The sequence below is a fragment of the Streptomyces sp. NBC_00086 genome (assembly GCF_026343255.1).
In the GTDB taxonomy this organism is placed as follows: Bacteria; Actinomycetota; Actinomycetes; order Streptomycetales; family Streptomycetaceae; genus Streptomyces.
Genome location: NZ_JAPELZ010000001.1, coordinates 2,591,884 through 2,616,024 on the forward strand (window position 1 = coordinate 2,591,884; position 24,141 = coordinate 2,616,024).

Annotated in this window: 24 protein-coding genes; 14 read left to right on the forward strand and 10 right to left on the reverse strand. The window is 72.9% G+C overall.

The window, feature by feature from the left end; genetic code table 11:
* Positions 1-6 precede the first annotated feature (6 nt).
* The 6 genes from OG276_RS11310 (at position 7) to OG276_RS11335 (ending at position 5,523) form a co-directional block, all read left to right on the forward strand.
* A complete protein-coding gene (locus tag OG276_RS11310) occupies positions 7-1,212 on the forward strand; it encodes an MAB_1171c family putative transporter (RefSeq protein WP_266904486.1) in 1,206 nt (401 codons plus the stop codon).
* Positions 1,213-1,664: 452 nt separating this feature from the next.
* Complete coding sequence (locus OG276_RS11315; RefSeq protein ID WP_266904488.1) at positions 1,665-2,258, forward strand: VWA domain-containing protein; 594 nt, start codon at positions 1,665-1,667, stop codon at positions 2,256-2,258.
* Positions 2,255-2,734, forward strand: a complete 480-nt coding sequence (locus OG276_RS11320) for a hypothetical protein (protein WP_266904490.1) — start codon at positions 2,255-2,257, stop codon at positions 2,732-2,734. Before OG276_RS11315 ends, OG276_RS11320 begins: the two co-directional genes overlap by 4 nt.
* A gap of 37 nt (positions 2,735-2,771) precedes the next feature.
* Positions 2,772-3,902: a Ran-binding zinc finger domain-containing protein gene (locus OG276_RS11325; RefSeq protein WP_266904492.1), complete on the forward strand. Its 1,131-nt coding sequence runs from the start codon at positions 2,772-2,774 to the stop codon at positions 3,900-3,902.
* A gap of 173 nt (positions 3,903-4,075) precedes the next feature.
* Positions 4,076-5,059, forward strand: coding sequence for an XdhC family protein (locus tag OG276_RS11330; RefSeq protein WP_266904494.1), 984 nt, complete (start codon positions 4,076-4,078; stop codon positions 5,057-5,059).
* 59 nt (positions 5,060-5,118) lie between these two features.
* Positions 5,119-5,523: a DUF6479 family protein gene (locus OG276_RS11335; protein WP_266904495.1), complete on the forward strand. Its 405-nt coding sequence runs from the start codon at positions 5,119-5,121 to the stop codon at positions 5,521-5,523.
* Positions 5,524-5,602: 79 nt separating this feature from the next.
* On the opposite strand, the gene OG276_RS11340 is transcribed toward OG276_RS11335, so the two are convergent.
* The gene (locus tag OG276_RS11340) at positions 5,603-6,529 is read right to left on the reverse strand and encodes an ATP-dependent DNA ligase (protein WP_266912709.1); all 927 of its coding nucleotides are present in this window, start codon (positions 6,527-6,529) and stop codon (positions 5,603-5,605) included.
* Positions 6,529-7,413 (reverse strand): non-homologous end-joining DNA ligase, encoded by an 885-nt coding sequence (ligD, locus tag OG276_RS11345; protein WP_266904497.1) that lies wholly within the window; start codon positions 7,411-7,413, stop codon positions 6,529-6,531. Before ligD ends, OG276_RS11340 begins: the two co-directional genes overlap by 1 nt.
* A gap of 31 nt (positions 7,414-7,444) precedes the next feature.
* On the opposite strand from ligD, the gene OG276_RS11350 reads away from it, so the two are divergent.
* Positions 7,445-8,554, forward strand: a complete 1,110-nt coding sequence (locus OG276_RS11350) for a Ku protein (RefSeq protein WP_266904499.1) — start codon at positions 7,445-7,447, stop codon at positions 8,552-8,554.
* Between the two features lie 204 nt (positions 8,555-8,758).
* On the opposite strand, the gene OG276_RS11355 is transcribed toward OG276_RS11350, so the two are convergent.
* Positions 8,759-9,550 (reverse strand): nuclease-related domain-containing protein, encoded by a 792-nt coding sequence (locus OG276_RS11355; RefSeq protein ID WP_266904501.1) that lies wholly within the window; start codon positions 9,548-9,550, stop codon positions 8,759-8,761.
* 221 nt (positions 9,551-9,771) lie between these two features.
* On the opposite strand from OG276_RS11355, the gene OG276_RS11360 reads away from it, so the two are divergent.
* From OG276_RS11360 to OG276_RS11370, 3 genes are all read left to right on the forward strand, one after another.
* Positions 9,772-10,416, forward strand: a complete 645-nt coding sequence (locus OG276_RS11360) for a hypothetical protein (RefSeq protein ID WP_266904503.1) — start codon at positions 9,772-9,774, stop codon at positions 10,414-10,416.
* Positions 10,417-10,545: 129 nt separating this feature from the next.
* Positions 10,546-11,331, forward strand: coding sequence for a hypothetical protein (locus OG276_RS11365; RefSeq protein WP_266904505.1), 786 nt, complete (start codon positions 10,546-10,548; stop codon positions 11,329-11,331).
* Positions 11,328-12,581, forward strand: a complete 1,254-nt coding sequence (locus OG276_RS11370) for a HAMP domain-containing sensor histidine kinase (protein ID WP_266904507.1) — start codon at positions 11,328-11,330, stop codon at positions 12,579-12,581. Before OG276_RS11365 ends, OG276_RS11370 begins: the two co-directional genes overlap by 4 nt.
* A 97-nt stretch (positions 12,582-12,678) precedes the next feature.
* On the opposite strand, the gene OG276_RS11375 is transcribed toward OG276_RS11370, so the two are convergent.
* The 3 genes from OG276_RS11375 to OG276_RS11385 all read right to left on the reverse strand — a co-directional run bounded on the left by OG276_RS11375 (position 12,679) and on the right by OG276_RS11385 (position 14,714).
* Complete coding sequence (locus tag OG276_RS11375; RefSeq protein ID WP_266904509.1) at positions 12,679-12,954, reverse strand: hypothetical protein; 276 nt, start codon at positions 12,952-12,954, stop codon at positions 12,679-12,681.
* A 77-nt stretch (positions 12,955-13,031) separates the two neighbouring features.
* A complete protein-coding gene (locus tag OG276_RS11380; RefSeq protein WP_266904511.1) occupies positions 13,032-13,748 on the reverse strand; it encodes a TetR/AcrR family transcriptional regulator in 717 nt (238 codons plus the stop codon).
* A gap of 36 nt (positions 13,749-13,784) precedes the next feature.
* Positions 13,785-14,714 carry a diiron oxygenase gene (locus OG276_RS11385; protein ID WP_266904513.1) on the reverse strand — a complete coding sequence of 310 codons (930 nt, stop codon included), beginning with the start codon at positions 14,712-14,714 and terminating at the stop codon, positions 13,785-13,787.
* Between the two features lie 196 nt (positions 14,715-14,910).
* Here OG276_RS11385 and OG276_RS11390 point away from each other — a divergent pair, with 196 nt between their 5' ends.
* A complete protein-coding gene (locus OG276_RS11390; protein ID WP_266904515.1) occupies positions 14,911-16,017 on the forward strand; it encodes a ferritin-like domain-containing protein in 1,107 nt (368 codons plus the stop codon).
* Between the two features lie 113 nt (positions 16,018-16,130).
* Here the strand turns inward: OG276_RS11390 and OG276_RS11395 are convergent, their stop codons facing one another.
* The 3 genes from OG276_RS11395 to OG276_RS11405 form a co-directional block, all read right to left on the reverse strand.
* Entirely contained in the window at positions 16,131-17,564 is a 1,434-nt protein-coding gene (locus OG276_RS11395) for a hypothetical protein (RefSeq protein ID WP_266904517.1), read from the reverse strand.
* Between the two features lie 93 nt (positions 17,565-17,657).
* Positions 17,658-19,118 carry a penicillin-binding transpeptidase domain-containing protein gene (locus tag OG276_RS11400; protein WP_266904519.1) on the reverse strand — a complete coding sequence of 487 codons (1,461 nt, stop codon included), beginning with the start codon at positions 19,116-19,118 and terminating at the stop codon, positions 17,658-17,660.
* The gene (locus tag OG276_RS11405; protein ID WP_266904521.1) at positions 19,115-20,485 is read right to left on the reverse strand and encodes an FtsW/RodA/SpoVE family cell cycle protein; all 1,371 of its coding nucleotides are present in this window, start codon (positions 20,483-20,485) and stop codon (positions 19,115-19,117) included. The genes OG276_RS11400 and OG276_RS11405 overlap by 4 nt, the downstream gene beginning before the upstream one ends.
* A 109-nt stretch (positions 20,486-20,594) precedes the next feature.
* Here OG276_RS11405 and OG276_RS11410 point away from each other — a divergent pair, with 109 nt between their 5' ends.
* From OG276_RS11410 to OG276_RS11420, 3 genes are all read left to right on the forward strand, one after another.
* Positions 20,595-20,984, forward strand: a complete 390-nt coding sequence (locus OG276_RS11410) for a DUF6325 family protein (protein ID WP_266904523.1) — start codon at positions 20,595-20,597, stop codon at positions 20,982-20,984.
* A complete protein-coding gene (locus OG276_RS11415; RefSeq protein WP_266904525.1) occupies positions 20,984-21,427 on the forward strand; it encodes an SHOCT domain-containing protein in 444 nt (147 codons plus the stop codon). The genes OG276_RS11410 and OG276_RS11415 overlap by 1 nt, the downstream gene beginning before the upstream one ends.
* 203 nt (positions 21,428-21,630) lie before the next feature.
* Entirely contained in the window at positions 21,631-22,923 is a 1,293-nt protein-coding gene (locus OG276_RS11420) for a C40 family peptidase (protein ID WP_266904527.1), read from the forward strand.
* Here the strand turns inward: OG276_RS11420 and OG276_RS11425 are convergent.
* Entirely contained in the window at positions 22,848-24,134 is a 1,287-nt protein-coding gene (locus OG276_RS11425; RefSeq protein ID WP_266904529.1) for a styrene monooxygenase/indole monooxygenase family protein, read from the reverse strand. The two genes, OG276_RS11420 and OG276_RS11425, sit on opposite strands and share 76 nt — an antisense overlap.
* Positions 24,135-24,141: the final 7 nt, after the last annotated feature.

Sequence of the window (24,141 nt, forward strand, 5' to 3'; positions counted from 1 at the left end):
CGCACCATGCAGCAGCTACTCCATCCCCTCTGTCTGACGCTGGCCGTGGCGGGGTTCCTTCTCCTGCTGCGGCCGGCCCGCAGGCACCGCCGTGACACCGCGCTGACCGCGCTCGCCGGGGTGTACGGCTTCTGCGCGCTGTCCTTCCTGGTGTCCCTGGAACCCACCTGGATCCATCTCGGCGAGGTGACGGACAGTCATTCCATCGCCCTCCTCGCCTCGTTCGTCTGCGTGATCGCCCAGATTTCCCTTCAGCCGGTCGTGCTCGCCTGCTGGATCCTGGCGCCGGACGCGGCCCGCCGGGCGGCCCGGACCTCCCTGCTGGCGGGCGCGGCCGTGATCGCGGGCCTGGTGCTGCTCTTCGCACTCCTCCCGGCGACGGGGCCGACCACCCCCCAGACGTTCACGGCCCGCCATCTCGGCGTCGGCGTCTACCAGGCATATCTGGGGCTGTACATCTCGGCGTACGGCGCCGGCCAGGCGCTCCTCGCCGTCGGCTGCCTGCGGGCCGCCCGCCGCACCGACGAGGTGTGGGTGGCGCGCGGCCTGCGGATCGCCGGAGCCGGCGCCCTGCTCACCCTCGGCTACTGCGCGATCCGGCTGACCGCGCTGCTGGCCGCCGTGCGCGGCGACGCCCGCATCCCGCCGGCCGTGGAACATCTCGCCTGGGCCTGCGCCGACGGCGGCACCCTCCTGGTCCTCACCGGATTCCTGGTCCCCGCGCTCGGCGTGCATCTGGTTCCGGGCGTACGGCGCTGGCTGCGCGCACAGCAGCAGTACCGGACGCTGGGGCCGCTGTGGGAGGTGATGCACCGCTCCATGCCCGCGATCGCCCTCCAGCCGGGCCGCCGCCCCACCCGCGTCAACCTGCCTGTCTGGGACGTCAGCTGGCAGCTGTACCGGCGCTGCGTGGAGATCCGGGACGGCCAGTGGGCGCTGGCCGTCCATCTGGAACCCGCCGTCCGCGAGGCTTCCGGCACCCGGCACCGCGGCCTCGGCCTGCGCGACGGCGAACTGGCCGCCGCGATCACCGCCGACCAGCTGCACGCCGCCCTCGCCGCACGCCACGGCGGACGGCGGCCGGCCGTCCCCGCCGCATACGCCGACTCCGTCCGGCACCCGGATCTCAGGACCCCGCAGGACGAGGCCCGGGAACTGCTCCGGATCGCCGCCCACTTCACCGCCGCGGCGGAGCCGTCCCGGCGTCCCTGAGCGACCTGGCGCCGACCCGGTGGTGGACGCCGCGCGCATCCCCGGCCTACCGCCGGGCGCGGACGAGGTCTTGCGGATGTCCCGTACCGGGGCGTCGTACTCACGTCGGCCGAACGGCTGCGCCGCTGCCGGGCCGATGGGCGGGGAGGCGGGTGTGGGCCCTGTCATGTTCGCGTTCGGAGCGGTCATACGTTTCACGCCCATTTTTTCATGGGCGGAGGAGGCGTGTCGGGCGGTCTGAGCCTTGCGTGCAGCCCTTGGTGCGCTTTCGGCGCGGGCCGGGTTTCGGCCATCCTTTCAAGGAGGGGGTTCAGGAACTTCCGCTGCTCTTAATGTTGTTGCCCGCCCGTGTGACCGGTCAGAGGACACCCGGCACACGCGTAGGACCGGGGGAAGACGTGGATCCGATCACAGCCGTTGCCGCAGCCGGCGTCGCTCTTTAGTCGAGCGCCTTGCAGTTCCACGACCGGCTGGACGAGGTGATGGGCAAGAAGGGCAAGGCGATCAGCCAGCTCCGGCTCAAGGTCATCGCCTTCCGTGACTTCGGGGACGATCCGTCCGATGCCATTGAGCAGACCCCGTTCCTCCGCCTGCCCGACCAGGCCCGGGAGTTCGAGAAGTTCGTGCAGTCGATCGACGCCACCGGCGGCGGAGACATCCCCGAGTCGGGCCTGGAAGCCCTGGCCCTGGCCATCAACTCCCCCTGGGAGACGGGCCTGGACCGTCGCCGCCACGTGGTGGTCATGTTCACGGACGCCCCGGCCCACCCGCTCGGCACCGTCGGTGTGACCGCTGCGACGTACCCGGCGGTGATCCCCCGGTCGCTGGACGACCTGTTCGAGCAGTGGGGGTACGCCCGCAGCCAGACGTCCGTGATGGAGCAGTCGGCCAAGCGACTCGTGCTCTTCGCTCCCGATCAGGCTCCGTGGTCGGACCCGATCGCGGAGGAGTGGGACCTGACACTGCATTTCGCGTCGAAGGCCGGCGACGGGCTGGAGGAGTTCGAGATGGACGAGATCATCGAGACGATCGCGAACAGCCTGTGACACGGCTGCTGTGCTGGCCCCACTTCTATCTCGACGAGACGCCGAAGGACTCCTCTGACGAGCCGGCATCGCTCACCTTCGGGTGGACCTGGGGCACGTTCAGGGCGTTCGCGAGGAACTGCGAGTCCGTCAGCCTGCGCGATCAGGACGGCACGCATCAGCTGATCCTGCGCTTCCGCCAGCAGGACGGGGAAGGCGACGGGCTGATCATCATCCGTCTGGCCGTTCCCGCTGAACGCCGCATCGAGGCGCAGGAGTTCGCGGAACTGCTGCGCCGCACTCACTCCATCCCCGAGACCGCTCCGCCTGAACCCGGCCCCGGGGCCGGGGCCGGGGCCGGGCACGACCATGACGACGCAGCCCTCGTACGGATCGCGCCCGACGACCCGGAGTGGCTCGTCTCACCCGCCTCCGGCATCAGCGAGACGCTGTACGCGGAGGTCCTCGACCGGATGGCAGCCGGGTCGGCGGTGTGAGTGCCGGTCCGCACGTGGGACGTGAAAGGAACCCCGAGTGACCGAGGCGAACTGGCGGTGCCGCGACTGCGACGCGTTCAACGGGCCGGAGAAGAAGAGCTGCACCATCTGCGGAACCCGTCGTAGCGGCGCGGCCCCCGGGCGGTGGACGTGTGCCGAGTGCAGCACGGGCAACGACCCCACCGATCTCGCGTGCATCGCCTGCGGTACCGGCTGGAAGGCTTCGGCGAAGAAGGCCTCGGCGAAGAAGGCGGCGCCGAAGAGGACCGACACCAAGAGGACGGAAGCCGAGAGCAGCGCGCCGAAGGCCACGGCGAAGAAGGCCGCACCGAAGGTGCCCGGCGCCCGCCCGGCCACCGGTACGAGTGCCCGTACTCCCCCGTCGGCGGGGTCGGCGGGGTCGGCGGGGTCGGCCCGGTCGGCGGGAGCTTCCGGACGCCCCGGCCCCCGTACCGGCACGGGGGCGAAGAGCACGGCCGGAGGTCGTAGCACCGCAGCCGGCTCCCGCCCCGGCTCCACCCGCGCCCGGCCGTCCACGGCGCACCCGACCCCGCCGCGCGGCGAGGCGTTCTTCCCGCCGCCGAGCACCGTCGGCTACGTCCCGTCCGGGGCACACCCCTCGGCGCCGCCCCCGCCCTACGTTCCGCCCGCACCCCCCGCGCCGGACCCCGGGCCCTGGATGCCTCCCGCCGGATGGGTCGCGCCCGCCGGGAAGAGCGGCGGTGGCGGCAAGGGCTGCCTCGCGCTGATCGTCGTCCCGATCGCCCTGTACGCCCTCAGCCAGGGCTGCTCGACCCTGCTCGGCTTCGAAGGCGGCGACGGAGCCGCACCCTCCTCCGACACCCCCACGAGCAGTGCCGGTACCTGCCCGAGCCGGATCGCCAAGTCCATCCCCGACGGCGCAGGGGCGACCTTGGACGGCGCGTTCCGCACGAAGAACAAGCAGATCACCCTGTGCCGGACCACGGGCGGAAAGCTCTACTACTTCGGTGAGTTCAGCGACCAGCGCGAGCCGGGGATCGCCATGCGCGCCGAGAAGACCGCCGCCGGCTACACGGCGCGCAACGACCCCTACCGCTACGAGATCCACGACGGGGTCGTCACCGTCTACCGGTCCGGGAGCCGGATCGGTGAGGAGTCGCTGACCCCGGAGCCCTCGCCCAGCTGACCGGTCGAACGCCGAGCGTTCCGGTGGTCCGTACGAAGGATGTGGGGGTGGGTCTGTGGGTTTTGGGGGGTGGGGGGTGGGGGTGGGCGTGCGTAGGTTGGTGGGGAGGCCACTTGGGTTGCTGGTCCGGGGCTTTGTGGCGTGCTCTGACGGTGAGGATGGGGCGGCGCGAGATGCGTGACTTGGTGGAGACGGCGCGGCAGTGGGTGGCCGAGGGGCGGGTCGGGTTTTTGGCACGGCCCGTGACCGAGCAGGGGTTCGGTCCGCGGGATCCGGCCGGGGCCGTGCTCGTGGATGCGCGCGGGGAGTGCGTCGGGGCCCTGTACCGGGGGGTGTTCGATGCCGAGCTGGTGGCGGAGGCCGCCTCCATGGGGGGCGGGGAGACCGCGCGGGTGTGTGAGGTTTCCGTGGGCGCCGGGGAGGCTGTTGAGGCCAAGCTGACGTGTGGTGGGCAGGCCGAGGTGCTGTTGCAGCCGCTCCGTGCGATTCCCGGTGAGTGGTGGGAGCTGCTCGGGCAGGGGGTCGGGGTCGCGCTCGTGACCCAGTTGAACGAGCGGGCGGATCAGGCCGTCAGTGTCGTGGTGCGGGGGGCCGATCAGCCGTCCGGGGACGCCGAGCGGCGGGCCGGGGAGTTGCTGAGGACCAGGCGGCCGGGGCGGGACGCGCTGTACGCGGGGTCCGGGCTGGTGCTCGTGGAGGCCTATCCGTCGGCTCCGTACGTGGTGATCGGCGGGGGCGGGGAGCTGGCCGAGGTCATCGAGGCTCAGGCCCGGCTGCTCGGGTGGGACGTGAGTGTCGTCGGGTCTGTGGCCGAGGCCGAGAAGGTGCTCGACGTGCGGCGGGACGCCGCCTGTCTGGCGATGCTGAGCCATGATCCGGACTTCGACGTGCCGACGCTGCGCACCGCGCTCGCGCTCGGGATTCCGTACGTCGGCGCGCTCGGCTCCCGCAAGACCACCGCGCGGCGCCGCGAGGGGCTGCTCGCGGCCGGGGTGAGCGAGGAGCGGCTGCGGACGGTGCACGGGCCGATCGGCCTGGACCTGGGCGGGCAGACTCCGGCGGAGACGGCGCTGGCCATCTGCGCGGAGATCCTGGCGGTGCTCGGGGGCAGGGAAGTGCGTGGGGTGCGGGACGCGGACGGGCCGCTCAAGGGGTGAGAAGGCGGGTCGGGGGCGCGATCGGGTGAAATGGTCGCCGATGCGGGAAAATGGGTTGTATGGACACGACTCTGATCTTCCTCGCGGTGGACAGAACTCTGACCAACATCGCGTGGTTCCTCGTCGTCGGGCTCCTCGTGGTCGGCTTCCTGCTCGGCGGTTTCATGCTGGGCAAGCGGGTCCGGGCACAGGAACCCGCACCCCCCACTCCCGAGAGCCAGCCGCACCTGCCCGACGGCGGCGCGGTGCACGAGGTCTCCGAGGAGCGGGAGTACGTCGAATTCCCCGAGAGCGGACTGCGCCCGCACGAGATGCAGGGGTACGGGAACTTCGGCTCCCGGACCCACAGCCATCAGGACGATGCGCGGGCCGAACGGGAATCCGGGTACGAGCACCCCAACCCGCGGCCGGCACGGAAGCAGCCGCCGACCCTGCCGCCCCTGGGCGGCGCCAAGCCCGCCTGAGGGGCGGAACGAACCGCCTGAGACCGTCCGACCGTCCGAACCGACCCGTTGACCGTGGCCCGCGGCCCTTCGCCGCGGGTCACAGGTCTGTGCGCAGGCGCAGGACCTCCGGTGGCGGGTGGCGGGTCGAGGTGTGGCGGACCTCGGCCGTCAGGGGCGGGTCCAGGGAGTGGAAGGGGACCTCGCCGAGGCCGATCGCCGTGATGGTGGCGGTGGCGGTGGCGCCCTGCGAGGTGCGTGAGCTGTGCGGGGTGCGCGAGGCGTGACCGGCCAGCGCCGCCGCCACCTCGGTGCGCAGCGCCGCCGTCAGGGGGCTCGACACCAGCGGGGTCTCGTCGCCGACCGGCAGGACCAGGACGAGGGCGAGCGGGCGGCGGGCGGTGCCCGTGTAGCCGACCACGGCCGCGTCGCGGACGTTGGTGTGGCGGAGCTTTTGCCAGCCGCGCCGGCCGGCCGGGTAGGACTGGTCCATCCGTTTGACGACCAGGCCCTCGATACCGCTGGCGGGCAGGGTTTCGTACCAGGTCTCCGCCAGCTCCGGGTCCGTGGTCATGGGGACCGGCTGGAGCGGCGGGCCCAGGGGCAGAAGCAGGTCCACGAGGAGGGCGCGCCGGCGCTCGTACGGACGGGCGCGCAGGTCCAGCCCGGCGAGTTCCAGTACGTCGAAGGCCGCGTACGAGGCCGGCAGCGTCTGGGCCAGCACGGCGGCCCGCGCGGCCGAGGCGGCGGCCGCGCGGCGCTGTACGAGCGCGAACTCGGTGCGGCCGGCGTGCCAGATCACCACCTCCCCGTCGAGCACCGTCCCGGCGGGCAGGTGGTGCGCGGCGGCGGCCAGGTCGGGGAAGGCGGCGGTGACGATGCGGCCGGAGCGGGCCTGGAGGACGACCCCGTCGACAGCGCGGTCGGTGCGGATGACGACGAGGCGGTGGCCGTCGAACTTGGGCTCGTACGCGAGACCCGGCGCGCGCGGCAGTGAGCGTACGGCCACGGCGAGCGCGACGGTGATCACGGGAGCCGTCCCGCTTGGGCGGGGTCGAGGAGCGGGGCGAAGAGATCGCCTTCGCGGGCCAGCCGGGGGGCGATGTCGTCGGCGAGGAAGACCAGGTCGGAGGGGGTGCGGCAGGACTCGACCTCCGCCCAGGAGACGGGGGCGGAGACGGTGGGCAGGGCGCGGGCGCGCAGGGTGTAGGGGGCCGCCGTGGTCTTGGCGGCGGCGTTCTGGCTGTGGTCGACGAAGACCTTCCCGGGGCGCAGCGCCTTGGTCATCCGGTGCACGACGAGGTGGGGGAGCTCGCGCTCGGCCTCCTGGGCGAGGGCCTTGGCGTACGCCGACACGTGCTCGGAGGGGGTCGGTTCGAGGGGCACCGCCAGATGGAGGCCCTTGGAGCCGGAGGTTTTGGCGTAGGCGTGGAGGCCGTCGGCGGTGAGGCGCTCCCGGAGCCAGAGGGCGGCGGCGGAGCATTCGACGACGGTGGCGGGGGGACCGGGGTCGAGGTCGAGGATCAGGCGGTCGGCGAGGGCGGGGGCGCCGGCCGGCCACTGGGGGGTGTGGAACTCGACGACGAGGTTGGCGGCCCACATCAGGGTGGGCAGGTCGGCGACGACCACCTGTTCGGCCCGGAGCTCCTCCGAGCGGGGCACCGGAGTGGTCTTCACCCAGGCGGGGGTACCGGGTGGCGGGTTCTTCGTGAAGAACAGCTGTCCGTCCGGGCCGTCGGGATAGCGCAGGAAGGACACCGGGCGGTCGTGGATGTGGGCGAGCAGGGGGCCCGCGACCGTGGCGTAGTAGTGGAGGACCTCGCCCTTGGTGAAACCGGTCTCCGGGTAGAGGACCTTGTCGAGGTTGCTGAGCGAAATGCGACGGCCCTCCACCAGGGTGATCGGCGTCATACGATGAGACTGCCACGAATCAGGAGGAACCGTGCGATCCATATGGAACGGGGCGATCTCCTTCGGCTTGGTCAGCATTCCGATCAAGCTCGTGAACGCCACGGAGAGCCACTCGATCTCCTTCCGCCAGATCCATGTCAGCGATGGAGGGCGGGTCCGCTACCGCAAGGTCTGCGAGCTGGACGGTGAGGAGGTGTCGACCGCCGAGATCGGCAAGGGGTACGAGGAGGCGGACGGGTCGATCATTCCGATCACGGACGAGGATCTGGCGCAGCTGCCGATCGCCACCGCGAAGACCATTGAGATCGTTTCGTTTGTGCCCGCTGATCAGATCGATCCGTTGCAGATGGACGCGGCTTACTATCTCGCGGCGAGCGGGGCTACGGCGGCCAAGCCGTACACGCTGCTGCGGGAGGCGCTGAAGCGGAGCCGGAAGGTCGCGATCGCGAAGTACGCGCTGCGGGGGCGGGAGCGGCTGGGCATGCTGCGGGTCGTCGACGACGTGATCGCGATGCACGGGCTGCTGTGGCCGGACGAGATCCGGGTTCCGGAAGGGGTGGCGCCCGAGGGGACGGTGTCCGTGCGGGAGGCCGAGCTGGACCTGGCGGACGCGCTGATGGCGACGTTGGGGGAGGTGGAGATGGACTCGCTGCGCGACGACTACCGCGAGGCGGTGGAGGCGATGGTCGCAGCGAAGGCGGGTGGCGGTGAACCGGTGGTGGCGGCGGGGCCGCCGGTGGAGGGGGCGGGTGGGCAGGTCATCGATCTGATGGCCGCGTTGGAGAACAGTGTTCGGGTGGCGAAGGCGTCTCGGGCGGGGGCGGCGGGTCCGGCTGCGGCGGAGGGCGAGGGGGCTGGGGCGGAGGTCACGCCGATTCGGCGGAAGAAGGCCGCGGCGGGGGCGGCTGCGCCGAAGGCGGTGGGTGGCAAGAAGTCGACTGCGTCGGCGGCGGGTGGTGCTGCCGGTGCCGGTACCGGTACCGGCAGTGCGAAGAAGTCGACGGCCGGCGCTGCCGCGAAGAAGAAGGCCGCTGCGGCGGGTGCGAAGAAGACGGCCTCGGCCAAGGCCGCGGAGGCCAAGCCGGCTCGGGCCGCCGCCGCGAAGAAGGCGGTGACGCCGCGCAAGCGGAGCTCCGCTTGAGGGGCCGTGGGCCCTGCGGGGCGGAGTCCCCCACCCGCCGGGCGCTGCCCGGACCCCGGTCCTCGGGCGTCGGACGGGCTGGAGGGGGTGCCGGGCTGCGCCCGGACCCCTCTGGGGCTCCGCCCCAGACCCCGGTCCTCAAACGCCGGACGGCTGGATCGGCTGCGCCCCCGGGTCTTGGATGCGGATGGCTGGGGAGGGTGGCTAGTGCCAGGTTCTGCGGTCTCTGGCCTTGGTGAAGAGGGCTTCTACGTCCGGGGGTTTGAGGGTGGTGGGGGTGTTCGTCAGGAACGTTGAGGTGGTGGCCGGGGTGAGGATGCGGACGTCTCTGAGGGTGGGGGCGATCTCCAGCCGGGTCGCGTCGACCACCGCCAGGACCGGGGTCACCGGGGTGGAGAGGGCGCGGGTCGCGTACGCCGCCGCGCGGCGGGCTTCGCGGGGGTCCGGGGTGGGGTCGGCGCGGCCCACCGTGAGGAGGAGGTCGCCGATCACCGCGCGCTGGCGGCGGCCCTGGACCGTGCGGATGCAGAAGACGCCGGGCGGGCCGATGAGCAGGTGGTCCGCGATGGCGTGGATCGAGTGCAGGACCCGCCAGTCCTCCGACTCCGCCAGGGTGTCCAGTACGTCGCCCATCCGCTGCCTCACCGTGAGCTCTTGCCGGAGCCGGTGCCGGGCGCGGGTGCCCGCGGTGCCGTACGTGAGGGCGCCGAGGTGTGCCTCCCCCGGGCGGTTCGGGGCCAGGTCCTCGTCGGGCGGGAGGGACAGGCGCAGCAGGTCCTCGGCCGTGGGGACGGGTGGCGGGCCGATGGCGACGGTTCCGGTGAGGTAGGGGCGTAAGGCCGTGAGGATCTCCTCGCGGCGCTCGTCCGCCAGCACGCTGATCCGGTTGGCCCGCCGGTCGTACCAGGCCACCGCCCGGCCGTCGGGCAGGTTCACGTACAGCCGGCCGCGGCCCGGCCGGCCGCTCGGCAGTACCTTCAGTCCCCTCGAAGACATGGTCCTCACCCCCGGCGTCCATGGGAGCAGCCCCGGCGGCCCGCGGCAATCCCCCGGTGGGGTCGGTCCGCGGCGCGTGCCGTGCGGCCCTTGGCGTGTAACGACTCCGCCGGGTCGCTGAGGCATGGCTGTTACAGAAGCAACGGGTTACCGCAACGGCCGGTGCATACGTTTATCCCACCTGGACAGCCCAGGGCCTGACCTGCACCGAAGGACCTCCCGTGAACACCGTGAGCCACAGCCGCCGCACGCTCGTACGCGCCGCCGCCGTGGCCGTGGGTGCCGGCACCCTGCTGGCGTTCCCCGCGGCGGCCGCGCTCGCCGACGGGATTCCGCCGGCTTCCTCCGTGCAGGGCGTGAGCGTCCAGCGGACCCTGGTCAAGACCCTGTCCCTCGCGGACGGCGTCTCCACCGCGAAGGTGTACCGCGTGGCCAAGGGCGCCTACCAGGCCGAGGTCCTCAATCCCGACGGCTCCACGGCGGCCACCTTGACCAGCCGCGACGGCGGCACCGGCTTCGGCGACGCCGGGACGATGCACCTCGCGCTGCGGTCCGACGGCCGGCTCAGTTCCTGGGCCGGGAGCGTGGCCGAGGACGGGGCCGGGGCCGAGGGCCTCGGCGATGCGGGGAACGCCGGCCGCGGCACGGCCGGGCACAAGACCGCGAGCCGGGACGGCCGGGTCGTCCCCGCCGTCGCCCCCTCGCGCTCGGGTGCGGCGGGGACCGTCGAGGCGCTGGGCCTGCACACGCTGGCCGACGGCCCGGGCGACGGCATGCTGCTGCTCGCCGCGGGCGGCGGGATCGCGGCGATCGGCGCCGCCGGGCTGGGCTTCGCGATGGTGCGCCGCGGGCGTACGGACGCGTAGGCGCACCGCTTCCCACCCCGTCGGCAAGGTGGCCCTCCGGCCCTGGACAGGCCCCGGCAGGCGGGCAGAAACGATGCGGCTCTGCCTACTGTGGACGGGCACACGCTCATGGGAGAGGAGGGTCGGCGGTTGATCGGATCCGGATCCGTTCCCTCCCCGCACGGTCCCCGACGCCGGCGCCGGCCTGTCCGTGGCGGTCTGCGGGCCGCCCTGGCGGCCGCGCTGCTGCTGCCGCTGGCGAGCGCCTGCGGTGACACCGGCGGGCTGGTCGGCGCCGGGGCGACCCCGACCGCGAGCGGGCCCGTACATCTGTGGCCGGGGCGCGCGGGGGCCGTCGTACCGCCCGCCGATCCGGGGGGCGCGCCGCCCGAGTACGTACCCGGGATCGCGCCCGTCCAGGACCAGAACGTGCACGGGATCGACCCGGCGGCCCTGGTGCAGGCCGAGCTGCGGGCCCACCCGAACGTCCAGACCGGTCCCGACGGGATGCCTCCGGAGACCATCGCCGCGATCGAGGCGTGCGGGGCGGACGGGGCCGATCCGAAGAAGTGCCCGGTGCTGACGCCGTACTACCGGGACCTCACCGGCAACGGCAAGGAGGAGCTGATCGTCGGCATCGAGTACCCCGACCAGCAGATGTCCGTGCGCGTGTACACGGCGGACACCCAGGGCCGGCTCAACCGGATCATGGCCACCACCGACACCGTCATCAGCGTCGAGCTCGCCGGACGGGACGTGATCCTGCGGGTCCCGAGCGGCAACGCGGGCTACGAGGTGAACACCACCTGGTCCTGGGACCCGACGCAGCGCTCGATGCTGCCGACGTGGGAGCAGATCGTCCGCGTGCCCGGCACCGGCCCGAGCCGCGCCCCGGGACCGTCCCCGGGCCCCGGCTCGGCGGGGGCGTCGCCGTGAGGCTCCGGCCGCCCTCGTGGACGGCCACGCTGACCTGGAAGTCGGCGTGCTTCATCGTGCTGATGTGCTGCTCCCTCGCGGCGGTGCTGGGTGTGCTCGTGCACGTGGAGGTGACCGGGCAGACCGTCGCGACGGCCCGCGAGAAGGCCCTCGCCAAACTGACCGACGCCTCGCGCGCCTACGAGGCCGGCGAGATGCTGCCGCCGGGGTCCGGGCTGGATCCGGCCGGACTGCCGGACGGGCTGCGCACGCTGGCCATCGCCGGACAGCGCGGGACGCTCGTGGCGGAGCACGAGGGCCGGCAGCTGATGTGGGCGGCGGCCCCGGCCGACGGGAAGGCACTGGCCGCGGCCGTCGACTACGGGCAGAGCGCGCGGACGATCAGCGGGCTGGACAACGCGATCATCGGATCGTCGGTCCTGGCCATCGGAGGGACGCTGCTGGTGGGGGCCTTCGCCGTGACCCGGGTGACGCGGCGGCTGCACCAGACGGCGACGGTGGCCCGCCGGATCACCCAGGGCGACCTGGACGCACGGGTCCGGGACCCCCGGACGAAGGACCCCTCGCGGCACCAGGACGAGGTGGCGACGGTGGCGGCGGCCCTGGACACGATGGCGGGCAGCCTGCAGACGAAGCTCCAGCGGGAGCAGCGGTTCACGGCGGACGTCGCGCACGAGCTGCGCACCCCGCTGACCGGTCTGCAGGCGGCGTCGGAACTGCTGCCGGAGGGGCGGGCGACGGAGCTCGTGCAGGAGCGGGTGCGCACGATGCGGCAGCTGACGGAGGACCTGCTGGAGATCTCCCGGCTCGACTCGGGCAGCGAGGTGGTGGAGACGGACCTGCACCAGCTCGGGCGTCTCGCGCGGCGGGTGGTGCGGGCGTCGGGGACGGACACGGAGGTCGTCGTGGTGCGGGACGCGCACGTGGAGACGGACCGGCGGCGCCTGGAGCGGGTCCTGGGGAACCTGGTCGCCAACGCCCACAAGCACGGGCGGGCGCCGGTGGTCGTGACGGTAGACGGGCCGGTGGTGACGGTACGGGACCACGGCGACGGCTATCCCGAGTACCTCGTGTCCCACGGGCCCCAGCGATTCCGCACCGGGGGCGGGAGCAAGGGACACGGGCTGGGGCTGACGATCGCGGTGGGACAGGCGGAGGTCATCGGGGCCGGGCTGGTGTTCCGGCAGGCGGCGGACGGTGGGGGCGGAGCGGAGGCCGTACTGACCCTGGTCGAGGCCCGGCTGCCGTGAGGTGACGCCCGGCTGGCGTGGTGTGACGCCCGGCTGGCGTGGTGTGACGCCCCCGGGTCACTCCCCCGGCGCGGCCGGGCCGGGCGGGACCCGGCCCTCACGCCGCCGGCGGGGTCGGCTTGGTCCAGGGCCAGCGGAGCTTCGGCTTCTGGCCGCCCGGGGCGTAGACGTACTTCCAGCCCTTCTGGAGACCGAGGCGCTTGGAGTACCCCGCGGGGACCCGCTCGTAGAGCAGCACCGTGGGGGCGCCGCCGTCCGGGGCCGGGACCGGGATCTCGTACCACTTGGACGGGTGGCCGGTCGGGCCGAGGAGGATCGGGAGGGTCCGGCCGTCCATCGGGCCGCCCTCGAAGGGGGTGGGTTGGCTTCTCACCGTTCCAGTCTCACAGCTTCTCGGACGTCACATCTCCTCGGAGCTCACAGCTTCTCGGAGCTCACGGCTTTCAGGGGTCACAGCAGGTGGGCCGCCTCGGAGACCACCGGGATCACCCGGCGGGCCAGTACCCCCACCGGACCGTCCGCTGATTCGAGCGCGAGCGCGGCACGGGCCGCGGCGGCCGTTTCCGGGTCGGTGGCGGCCGTGGCCGCGAGCAGGGCGATGAACTGGTCGACCAGCCAGTCCCGGAGCGAGTCGATCTCCGGCTGTTTGCCCTCGTCGATCCAGATCAGCGAGGCGGCCTCGACCGCCGTGATCCACGTGCGCACCATCATGCTCAGGCGCGGGCCGGGGGCCGGTACGCCGAGGTGGAAGAGGATCGCCTCGGCGGCGGCCCGGCGGATGCCGTCGACGGTGGCGGTGGTGCGGGAGGTTTCGACCACGCTGCCGCCCTGGAGGAGGGCGGAGAAGCCTGCGTCGTGTTCGTCGACGAAGGCCAGGTACCGGTCCAGGACCCGGGAGAGCCGCTGGGTCAGGGGGCCGGCCTGGGGTTCGGCGAAGCAGAGCCGCAGCACGTCGGCCGCCGAGCGCAGGGCGGCCTCGTAGAGCTGCTGTTTGCCGCCCGGGAAGTAGCGGTAGACGAGGGGGCGCGAGACGCCGGCGGCCTCGGCCACGTCGTCCAGCGAGACCTCCTCCGGCGCCCGGTGCGCGAACAACGTCAGGGCCGCGTCGAGGAGCTGGGCCCGCCGCTCCTCGACGCTCAACCTGCGGTACGCCCGTACGGCTGTCATGTCCGCAGGGTAGCCGCACCCCGAGGTGAGGGGTGTTCAGGCGAGGAGGCCCGAGCTCTTCCAGAGCTTGCGGCCGACCCCTTGCATCACGCCGATGTCGTCCAGGAAGTCGGTGAGCCGCTTGGCTCCGGTCTGCATGACCTCCCGGCGGTGGCCGCTCGCCTTGACCTGGGCGAGCGCTTCGTGCCGGTCGAGGCCGATGTTGTCGTAGACCTGGGGGTTCACGAAGGCCTGCGAGAAGACGCGGGCGGCCTGGCCGCAGCTGACGCGGGTGAGTTCCTGCTCCCAGCGCGGGGCGGTGAGCATCTGGCGGCGCAGCTCCTCGCGGGCGTAGCGGACGTGGCGCGCCTCTTCGATGACGTGGATGCGGGTGACTCCGCGCACGAGGGGCTGGATGCGCTCGTCCGGGAAGGTCAGGCGCTGCATCCAGTCGAGGATCTCCTCGCCGAGGAGGGTGCAGGCGAAGGAGCCGGGGGTGGTGGAGATGGTCTTCAGGATGCGGGCGAGGTTGTGGTTGGTGCGGGAGACCGGGTATTCGGGTGCTCCGCCCGTCTTGATCATGCGGGCGAACATCATCGAGTGGCGGCACTCGTCGGCTATCTCGGTGAGCGCGTACCGGACGTGATTGCTGGTCAGGGACTTGTCGTAGACGTGCCGGACCAGGAGCTGCATGAGGATGATCTCGAACCAGATGCCGAGCGAGCCGAGGGCGGCCGCCTCGTGGCGGGAGAGTTCGATGCGCTGCTCCTCGCCCATCTTCTTCCACAGCGGGGTGTCGAAGAGGGAGAGCAGCTCGGGCGGCCAGTAGTACTTGCCGTCGATGGGCGGGGCGTCCCAGTCGAGTTCCTTGTCGGGGTCGAAGGAGTGCTTCGCCGAGGATTCGAGCAGCCGCTCGGCGATCTGCTCGCGGTCCTTGAGCAGGCCGAGGGCGTCGCGGAGCTCGGCTCGTTCGGTCACGGTGGTCATGGCTTCGGACACCTCGTCGTCGAGTTACCGGCGGTCACCTCTTATGAGACTGCTTGTCAGCAAGGCCGTCAATCCCCCGCACCCGACTTGTTGACCGCGCGTCTACCAACGTGTGACGCTGCCAACTGTCCGGTCCCGTACGGAAGTACACGCAAGTACACGCAAGTACGCGGTTACGTGAGACGAGGGGGCGTCAGTGTCGACGCACGAGCTCTACACCAACGATCCGGGTGAGACCGTCTGGCCGGTCCCCGCCTCCGGCAACGCCCGTTTCAGCTGGGAGTACGACGGCGGCCGCGAGCGGCTGCTGGCCCTGTACCAGAAGGGCAAGGACAAGCAGTGGGACGGCGCCAAGCGCATCGACTGGGACATCGAGGTGGATCCGTACGATCCCCTGGGCACCCCGGACGAGGCGCTTCCGCTGCACGGCACCCTGCACTGGGCCAAGCTCACGGAACGGGACCGCGGCGAGCTGCGCCGGCACTACAGCGCATGGAACTTCAGCCAGTTCCTGCACGGCGAGCAGGGCGCGATGGTGTGCGCGGCGCGCATCGTCGAGTCGGTGCCGGACCTGGACGCGAAGTTCTACTCCGCCACCCAGACCATGGACGAGGCCCGCCACGCGGAGATATTCGGACGGTTCCTGCACGAGAAGATCGGGATGCTCTACCCGATCAACGACAGCCTCCAGGGCCTGCTCGGCGACACCTTGCGCGATTCCCGCTGGGACATGCCGTACCTGGGCATGCAGGTGCTCATCGAGGGGCTGGCGCTGGCCGCCTTCGGGATGATCCGCGACACCACGAACAAGCCGCTGCCCAAGCAGATCCTGGCCTACGTGATGCAGGACGAGGCACGGCACGTGGCGTTCGGGCGGATGGCCCTGCGCGACTACTACAAGCAGTTGTCGGACGCCGAGCTGCGCGAGCGCGAGGAGTTCGTGATCGAGGGCTGCTACCTGATGCGGGACCGGCTGCGCGGGGTGGAGGTGCTGGAGAACTTCGGCATCTCGCGCGCCGAGGCGGAGGAGTTCAGCGAGCGCTCCGAGTTCCTGGCGCTCTTCCGCAAGCTGCTGTTCAGCCGGATCGTGCCGTGCGTGAAGGACATCGGGCTGTGGGGCGAGCGGCTCCAGAAGGCGTACCTGGACATGGGCGTCTTCGAGATGGGCAACTCCAACCTGGACCTGCTGATGAGCCAGGACGAGGAGATCGCCGAGGCCCTCGACCGGGAGCGCTTCGCGGCGGAGGAGGAGCAGCGGGTGGCGGAGGTGACGGAGACCATCGCGGAGGGCGCGGGCGGGTAGGGCGGGGGCGGACAGGGCGCGCCCCGGCCGGGCCCGGACCGGAGACCGTTCCGGGCCGGAACCGGCGGGCAGGCGGGCAAGCGGGCAGGCGGGCGGTCGGGTCGTGCGGCCGGTCAGGCAGGCCCCAGTTCCGGGTCGCGGGTTTCGTGGACCTCCCAGCGGCCGGCCCGGGCCGCGAGCTCGTCGTCGCGCCTCGTCATCACCAGGGGTGCGGCCACGGCCAGGGCGGTGGAGAGCGCTGTCACCCCCAGCGACGCGACCCAGGGCATCGGGACGGTCAGCACCAGGACGACCAGCCCGTAGGACAGTGACAAGCCGCCGAACGAGGGCCACACGGCTCCGGGCAGCAGGGCGGAGAGCGCGGGCGAGAGCACCGTACGGCGCTCCGGGTCGGGTTGCACGGGAGCGGCGGGCGCGATGACCCGCTCGAAGTCCTCGCGGTCCATCCGCAGCCACGCCCCCTCGCCCTCGTCGGTGACGAAGACGACCGGCTGCCGGTTCCTGATCAGGCGCCAGTTCCGGGCGCCGATCAGCCAGCCCGGCCGGTCCCCCGCGCGCGCCGCGAAGAGGCCGATCTTGCGGTTCGTTCCGGCGTCGATCAGCACCTCGGAACCGTCCTCCAGCGCGAAGAGCAGCCCGCGGCCCGATGTCACGCGGACCGTGCCGTCCTCGTCTCCGAGCGAGGTGTGGTCGTCCCGCCGGGCCGCGGTGATCCGGGCCCGCACGGCGGGCAGCGCCGCCCCGCCGCTCGCGTCCTCCCGGAGCGTGGCGGCGGCCGCGTTGACCCGTCGGCGCGGAAGGAGGGCCAGTCCCCAGAGGAGCAGCGCGCCCCCACCACAGGCCAGGACGATCTTGCCGCCCGTGTTGGGCGGGACGAGCGCGAACACGGAGCCCGTCTCCAGGTACCGGCCGAGGTCGTCGCGCTTGTTCACGTAGCCGCCGAGTTCGGGCGCGGTCGGGGCGTACAGCACCGGGACGGCCGCGGCGGACGCCCCGGGATCACCGAGAGGCCTGCCGAACCGTTCCGCCGCGACCAGGTCCGCCTGCCGCCCGAGGAACCCGTCCACCACCTCGACCCGCCCCTTGCCCACGATGCCGCCGCCCGGGGAGCGGAGGGGCACTTCGACCGTCACGTCACCGTCCACGACCGGAATCCTGCTGTCGAGGGCCTCCAGCCGGTGGACCTCGACGATCCGGCCCTGGGCCACCTCTGCACCGGCCTCCTGGATCGCCGCGATCCGTCGCAGGTCGCCCCCTTCCGTCCGGGCCGCCAGCGTGCCGACGGCGGCAGCGGCCGGGAAGATCAGCACCGCGACCTTCAGCCACCAGAAGAAGCGGGATTCCGGCTTCCCGGGCAGCCGCGCGGGCGGCGCCGGCACCGGGCCCGCCTCCCGGGGCGGCACGATCGGGACCGGCCGGGATTGCGACCACGCCCACCCGGCGGTCAGCGCCAGGGCCACCGCCCCCAGGGCAATCACCTCCGGCCGGTACACCGACACGCCCGCACCCAGCACCAGCCACCACAGCGCCAGCACCGTGCACGTCACGGCGGCCCCACCCAAGTACCTGGTTATCCAGGCGTTTCTCCCCATGACCGCGGAGATTGGCAACCCCTGCGAGGGCCCCTCCGCGCGGCCGATTCACCGGGCGGACAGGGCCGCCTCCATCACCGCGCGGGCGATCGGCGCGGCCGCGAGGTTGCCGCTGATGTCGCCGCGGACGGCGGAGGCGTCCTCGACGACCACCGCGACCGCCACGGACGGCGGCCTGCCGCCCCGGGGTCCGGCCCAGGAGATGAACCAGGCGTACGGGGTGCCCGCGTTGCCGACGCCGTGCTGGGCCGTGCCGGTCTTGCCGCCGACCACGGCGCCGGGGATCGCCGCGTTGCGGCCGGTGCCGCTCTCGACCACCTTCACCATGAGCTCCTGCATCCGCATCGCGGTCAGCGGGGTCATGGCCCGGCCGAGGCTGCGCTGGTCGGCACGGCGGACCGGGTCGCCGTCGTCCTGTGTCGTGCGGTCCACCAGGTAGGGGGCCTTGAGCTCCCCGCCGTTGGCGACGGCCGCCGCCACCATCGCCATCTGCAGCGGGGTGGCCTTGGTGTTGAACTGCCCGATCGAGGACAGGGCCAGCTGGTCGGGGCTCATGTCCGTGTCGAAGTTCGACCGCGACACCCAGGCCGGCACGCGCAGCCCCGCGTCGTTGAAGCCGAACCGGCGCGCCGCTTCCGTCATCCCGCGCAGCCCGACCTGGACGCCGATCTTCGCCATCACCGTGTTGCACGACCACTGGATGGCGTCCGCCATCGAGGCGTCGGCGCAGCCCGTGCCCGCGTTCGGCAGCAGGGTGCTGGTGTTCGGCAGCGGGTACGGGTCCGGGGTCTCGGTCGGCGCGTCCACGTCGGCGACCACGCCCGCGTCGAGGGCGGCGGCGGCCGTCACGATCTTGAAGGTGGAGCCGGGCGGGTACGTCTCGCGCAGCGCCCGGTTGAGCATCGGCTTGGCGGGGTCCGCGTTGAGCTTCTCCCAGGCCTCCTTGACCTTCGGCCCCGTGCCGGAGAGCACGGCGGGGTCGTAGGAGGGGCTGCTGACCAGCGCGAGGATCTTGCCCGTGGACGGCTCCACGGCGGCGACCGCGCCCCGCTTGCCCGCGAGCCCGGCGTACGCGGCCAGCTGCATGTTCGCCCGGATGGTGGTGGCGGCGTCGCCGCCGCCGGGGCGGCCGCGCGAGAGCTCGTACCAGAGCGGGAAGGCCGACAGCCCGGGGTCGGTGCCGGAGAGGACCGGGTCCTCGGCGCGCTCCAGGAAGCTGGTCCCGTAGGTCTGGGAGGCGAAACCGGTGACGGGCGCGTAGAGCGGGCCGTTCTTGTACGTGCGCTCGTAGCGCAGCAGTTGGCGGCTGTCCCGGGAGCCGGTGACGGGACGGCCGTCGACGGTGATGTCCCCGCGCGGCTCGGCGTACCGCTCGATGGCGGGGCGCTTGTTGGCCGGGTTGGCGCCGTAGCCCGCGGCCTCCCAGACCTGCACGCGGCCGACGTTGACCAGCAGGGCGACGAGCAGCAGGGCGCAGAAGTACGCGCACCAGCGGATGTAGCGGATCACGCTTCGGCCTCCTCGGCCGGTCCGGGCCTGCGGGCGCTGTCGCTGAGCCGGACCAGGAGGGCGACGATGATCCAGTTGGTGACCACGGAGGAGCCTCCCTGGGCGAGGAAGGGCATGGCCATGCCGGTCAGCGGGATCAGGCCGGTGACTCCGCCGGCGATGACGAACACCTGGAGCGCGACGATCGAGGCGAGTCCGGTGGCGAGGAGCCGGCCGAAGGGGTCGCGCAGCGCCAGCCCGGCGCGGAATCCGCGGGCGACGAGGAGCCCGTAGAGGAGCAGGATCGCGGTGAGGCCGACGAGGCCGAGCTCCTCCCCGGCGGTGGCCAGGATGAAGTCCGATTTGGCGGCGAACCCGATGAGGAAGGACTGGCCGTGGCCGAGCCCGGAGCCGAGCAGTCCACCGGCTCCGAAGGCGAAAAGCGACTGGGCGAGCTGGCCGGGGCCTTCGCCGCGCTCGATGGAGGCGAAAGGATTCAGCCAGTCGTCCACGCGGCTGTTCACGTGCGGTTCGAACGTCCCGACGGCGTACGCGCCCACGGCCGCGAGCAGCAGCCCGATGGCGATCCAGCCGATCCGGCCGGTGGCCGTGAACAGCATGATCACGAAGAGGCCGAAGAAGAGCAGCGAGGTTCCCAGGTCCCGCTCCAGGACGAGCACGCCGACGGAGAGCAGCCAGATGGCGAGGATCGGGCCGAGCACCCGGCCGGGCAGCAGCCTCAGCTTCCAGAAGAGGGTGCGGCCGGTGAGGGCCAGGGCGGTGCGGTTCGCCGCGAGGTAGGAGGCGAAGAAGACGGCGAGCAGGATCTTGGCGAACTCCCCCGGCTGGAAGGAGAGCCCGGCGAACCGGATCCAGATGTGCGCGCCGTTGACGGCCGGGAAGAAGACGGGCACCAGCATCAGCGCGAGCGCCACGGCGACGGAGAGGTACGCGTACTTCTGCAGCACCCGGTGGTCGCGCAGCAGCGCCACCACGAGCACGAAGAGCACCATCCCGAGCGCGGACCAGCGCAGTTGCTCGCCGGCGGTGGCGTTCGTGGGGGTGGTGGCGTCGAGGCGCTGGATGAGGACGAGGCCGAGGCCGTTGAGCAGGACGGCGATCGGGAGCAGCAGCGGATCGGCGTACGGGGCGAACAGGCGGACGGCCAGGTGGGCGACGAGCGCTGCCACGGCGAGGCCGGCGGCGTAGTGGGCGGCGGGCGCGGGGATGTGGCCGGTGGTGGCGAGTCCCACGTAGAGGTGGCCGAGGACGGCGATCAGGACGGCGCCGAAGAGCAGCGACAGCTCGACTCCGCGACGCTTGGGCGCACGGGCGCCGGGTGGCGGTGGCGGGGCGGGTTCCGTCACCTTCGCCGTCAGAGCGGTCATACGGGGAAACGTAGCAAGGAGCCGGGCCGTATGTCCGCTTATGTCATAGTGTGCCGAAGAGTCGTCAGAACTGGTCGGAAGTGAAGTAGCGGATCAGGAGTCACCTCTCATGGGACCTGCGGAGTTCATCGTCCTGGCCTTTCCGGAAGAACAGCTGCGGGTCGCGGCGGTCGAGGCGGTGATGGGGCTGCGCAAGGCCGGGGTCGTGCGGCTGATCGACGGGCTGGTGGCCACCAAGACGGCGTCCGGCGACGTGCTGTCGGCGGAGTTCGACGAGTTCGTCGAACTCCGGGGGCTGCTCGCCCACCGGGAGGCGGCCCCGCTGATCGGCCCCGAGGACGTCAGGGAATCGGCCGAACTGATGGACCGCGGCAGCTGCGCGCTCCTCCTGGTCGTCGAGCACGTCTGGGCCGAGGACGCCGCCGTCGCCGTCCGCGCGGCGGGCGGCCGGATCGCCGGAGCGGTCCGCCTCCCGGCCGACCGGCTGGGGGTGGCCTGATGTTCATCCGCCCCATCGGCTCCGTGGTGAACCCCTCCCAGCGCCCCTCGGGCCATCCCCTGCTGCGCGGAATCCTGGCGCGCGGGGCCTACGTCTGGGAGGCGGCCCAGCGCGGGGCGGCGACGCCGGCGCAGCCGCAGGGCGGCATGGCCGCGGCCTCGACCCCGGCCCCCGGCGCGGACTCGGTACCGAGCCCGGCCGGCTCGGTACCGAGCCCGGCCCCCTCGCCCCCGAAGCCCCCGAAGCTCCCGGCGGCCCCCTCCGACCGCCGGGAGCCCGCGGGCGGCCGCCCGGCTCCGCACCCCGGACCGGGTGCTCCCGGACCGGTCTCCCCCGGGGCCGACCTGACCGACCGGCTGACCCAACTGGCGGCGCTGGCCCGCGAAGGCCTGCTCACCCCGGAGGAGTTCTCGGCGGCCAAGGCCCGCCTGCTGGCCGGCTGATCCGGCCGTTCACCGCGCCGGCCCGCCGAGGGAGACGGTCGACCCGGCCCCCTCACCCCGTACTTGGCCGAAGGCGCCTCGGGCGTTTCATCGGGTCCGGCCGGCGGCCGTACGCCGACCGGGTGAGCGGAGCGGCCCGGCCGCCCCGGTTGGGCGATTTGTCATACCGGGCATGGCAGCATCGGCCGCCTGGAGGTGACCCCATGTCACGTCGACGCACCCGTCGGCTGCTTCGCGCCGCGTGCCTAGCCGCCGCCCTCGTCACGGCCGGCCCGCTCCCCGTCGCCCACGCCGAGCCCGCCGCCCCCACCGCCCCGGGAACACCGGAGACGCCGGGGGCGCCCGAGGCACCGGCAGCACCCGAGGTGCCCGCGGCGCCCGAAGCCCCGGCCGCCGCACCCGCCGAACCCGTCGGCGTCCTCCTCACCCGCCTGCAAGGCCTCTACCAGCGTGCCGAGCAGGCCACCGAGGCCTACAACGCCGCCGAGGCCGCCCTCACCGCCCGGCAGCGTGAGGAGAGCCGGCTCAGCACCGAGCTCGGCAAGGCCCGTAGCGCCGTCACCGACGCCCAGGCCACCACGGGCCGGCTGGCGCGCGAGCAGTACAAGGGGGCCCGCGGGTTCTCCCCGTACGCCCGGATGCTGTTCGCCGGGGACCCGCAGGGGGCCCTGGAGCAGCGCCGGGTCGCGGAGCGCGAGGGGGCCCGTCGGGCCGCCGCGCTGGAGCGGCTCACCCGGGGCGAGAAGCAGGCCGACACCCTGGCCACCGCCGCCCGCAAGGCCCTGGACTCCGAGCAGAAGCTGGCCGCCGAGACCAAGCAGCGCAAGGAGGAGGCCGCCGCGCAACTGGGGGAGGTCGAGCGGATGCTGGCCTCGCTCAGCCCCGCCCAGCTCACCGAGCTCGACGCGCGGGAAGCCGAGGACACCGCCGGCGCGCAGCGGGAGCTGATCGGTTCGGGGAAGCTGGGCAGCGGCGGCGCGCCCCGGCTGCGCACCCCCACGGCGGCCGGCGGCACGGCCCTCACGTACGCGGCCGCCCAGATCGGGAAGCCGTACGTGTGGGGCGCGGAGGGGCCGGCCTCCTTCGACTGTTCCGGGCTGACCTCGCAGGCCTGGGCGCACGCGGGCCGCGAGATCCCCCGGACCAGTCAGGAGCAGTGGGCCCGGCTGCCCAGGGTGCCGCTCGACGAACTGCGCCCCGGCGACCTGGTGGTGTACTTCCCGACCGCCACCCACGTGGCCCTGTACGTCGGCGACGGCAAGGTCATCCAGGCGCCCCGGCCGGGCGCGAAGGTGAAGGTCTCGCCGATCGCCGCGAACCCGCTGCTCGGCGCGGTACGGCCGGACCCCGACGGGGCGCCGCTGGCCGCCTTCAGCCCGCCGCCGCTGCCCGAGGGCGCGACGGCGGGGGACGACACGGGTTACGCGGAGGCCGGGGCGCCCGCGGCGTCCGGGGCGCCCGCGGCGTCCGGGGCGCCCGCCACCTCGGCCAGGTAGTCCGCCGCGTCCTCGGGGTCGTAGAAGTACGCGTCGAAGTCGGCCGGGTTGTCGAAGCCGTTGGCGAAACGGTCCGCCACCGGCTGGAGCTGGCCGGCCGCACCGATCAGGTTCAGCACGTGCTCCGGCGGGACGCCGAGCATGGCGTTCGTCCACTGGGTGGTGGGCTTGCCGCTGGTGAACCAGTACTTGTCGAAGGTCGCCTTCATCCACGCCTCGTCGAACGGGTTGTCCCCGTGCATGAGGATCGAGGAGAGGTACGAGGCCGCGCACTTGGCGGCCGAGTTCGAACCCTGGCCGGTGATCGGGTCGTTCGCGACGACCACGTCCGCCACGCCCAGCACCAGCCCGCCGCCGGGCAGCCGGCCGATGGGGTTGCGGACGACGGGGGCGTACCGCCCGGCGAGCGTGGCGCCCGCGTCCGTCAGCTCCACCTTCGTCGCCCGCGCGTACTCCCAGGGCGTGAACTTCTCCATCAGGTCCAGCGTCAGCGCGAGGTGGTCCGCCGGGTCCTTCACCCCGCCGAAGACATCGACCGGCCCGCCCGGGATGCCCTCCCAGAACAGGATGTCGGCCCGCCCGGAGGTGGTCAGCGTCGGGATCACGAACAGCTCGCCGACGCCCGGGACCAGGTTGCAGCGCACGGCGTCCGTCTCCGGGTGCTCGGGGCGCGGAGCCAGCCCGTGCACGTACGAGACGGCGAGCGCGCGCTGCGGGGCGTCGTACGGCGAGCGGGCCGCGTCCCGGCCGAACAGCGAGACCAGCTCGCCCTTGCCGGCCGCGACCAGCACGAGGTCGTACGTACGGGAGAAGAAGTCCAGGTCGGAGACGGACGCCCCGTGGATGACCAGCTGGCCGCCGCGCTGCGCGAAGGTGTCGAGCCAGCCGGCCATCTTCACGCGCTGGTCGACGGACTGGGCGAAGCCCTTCAGCTTGCCGAGCCAGTCGACGGCGCGGCTGCTGTCGGGGGCGGAGACCGAGACGCCCAGTCCCTCGATCTTCGGCGCCTGCTGCTCCCAGAAGTCGAGCTTCAGGTCCCGCTCGTGCTGGAGCGCCGTGTCGAACATGCACTGGGTGGACATGACCCGGCCGGTGCGGATCTCGTCCGCCGTCCGGTTGGACATGAGGGTGACCTCGTACCCCTTCGCCTGGAGTCCGAGGGCGAGCTGGAGACCGGACTGGCCGGCGCCGACGACGAGTATCTTGCGCATCTGCACG

Excerpts from the sequence above, each read along its gene's own strand:
- OG276_RS11310 (WP_266904486.1), top strand. The coding sequence starts at position 7 with ATGCAGCAGCTACTCCATCCCCTCTGTCTGACGCTGGCCGTGGCGGGG.
- OG276_RS11420 (WP_266904527.1), top strand. The coding sequence starts at position 21,631 with ATGTCACGTCGACGCACCCGTCGGCTGCTTCGCGCCGCGTGCCTAGCC.
- OG276_RS11405 (WP_266904521.1), bottom strand. The coding sequence starts at position 20,485 with ATGACCGCTCTGACGGCGAAGGTGACGGAACCCGCCCCGCCACCGCCA.
- ligD (WP_266904497.1), bottom strand. The coding sequence starts at position 7,413 with ATGACGCCGATCACCCTGGTGGAGGGCCGTCGCATTTCGCTCAGCAAC.
- OG276_RS11410 (WP_266904523.1), top strand. The coding sequence starts at position 20,595 with ATGGGACCTGCGGAGTTCATCGTCCTGGCCTTTCCGGAAGAACAGCTG.
- OG276_RS11335 (WP_266904495.1), top strand. The coding sequence starts at position 5,119 with ATGGACACGACTCTGATCTTCCTCGCGGTGGACAGAACTCTGACCAAC.
- OG276_RS11355 (WP_266904501.1), bottom strand. The coding sequence starts at position 9,550 with ATGTCTTCGAGGGGACTGAAGGTACTGCCGAGCGGCCGGCCGGGCCGC.
- OG276_RS11330 (WP_266904494.1), top strand. The coding sequence starts at position 4,076 with ATGCGTGACTTGGTGGAGACGGCGCGGCAGTGGGTGGCCGAGGGGCGG.
- OG276_RS11415 (WP_266904525.1), top strand. The coding sequence starts at position 20,984 with ATGTTCATCCGCCCCATCGGCTCCGTGGTGAACCCCTCCCAGCGCCCC.
- OG276_RS11385 (WP_266904513.1), bottom strand. The coding sequence starts at position 14,714 with ATGACCACCGTGACCGAACGAGCCGAGCTCCGCGACGCCCTCGGCCTG.
- OG276_RS11380 (WP_266904511.1), bottom strand. The coding sequence starts at position 13,748 with ATGACAGCCGTACGGGCGTACCGCAGGTTGAGCGTCGAGGAGCGGCGG.
- OG276_RS11425 (WP_266904529.1), bottom strand. The coding sequence starts at position 24,134 with ATGCGCAAGATACTCGTCGTCGGCGCCGGCCAGTCCGGTCTCCAGCTC.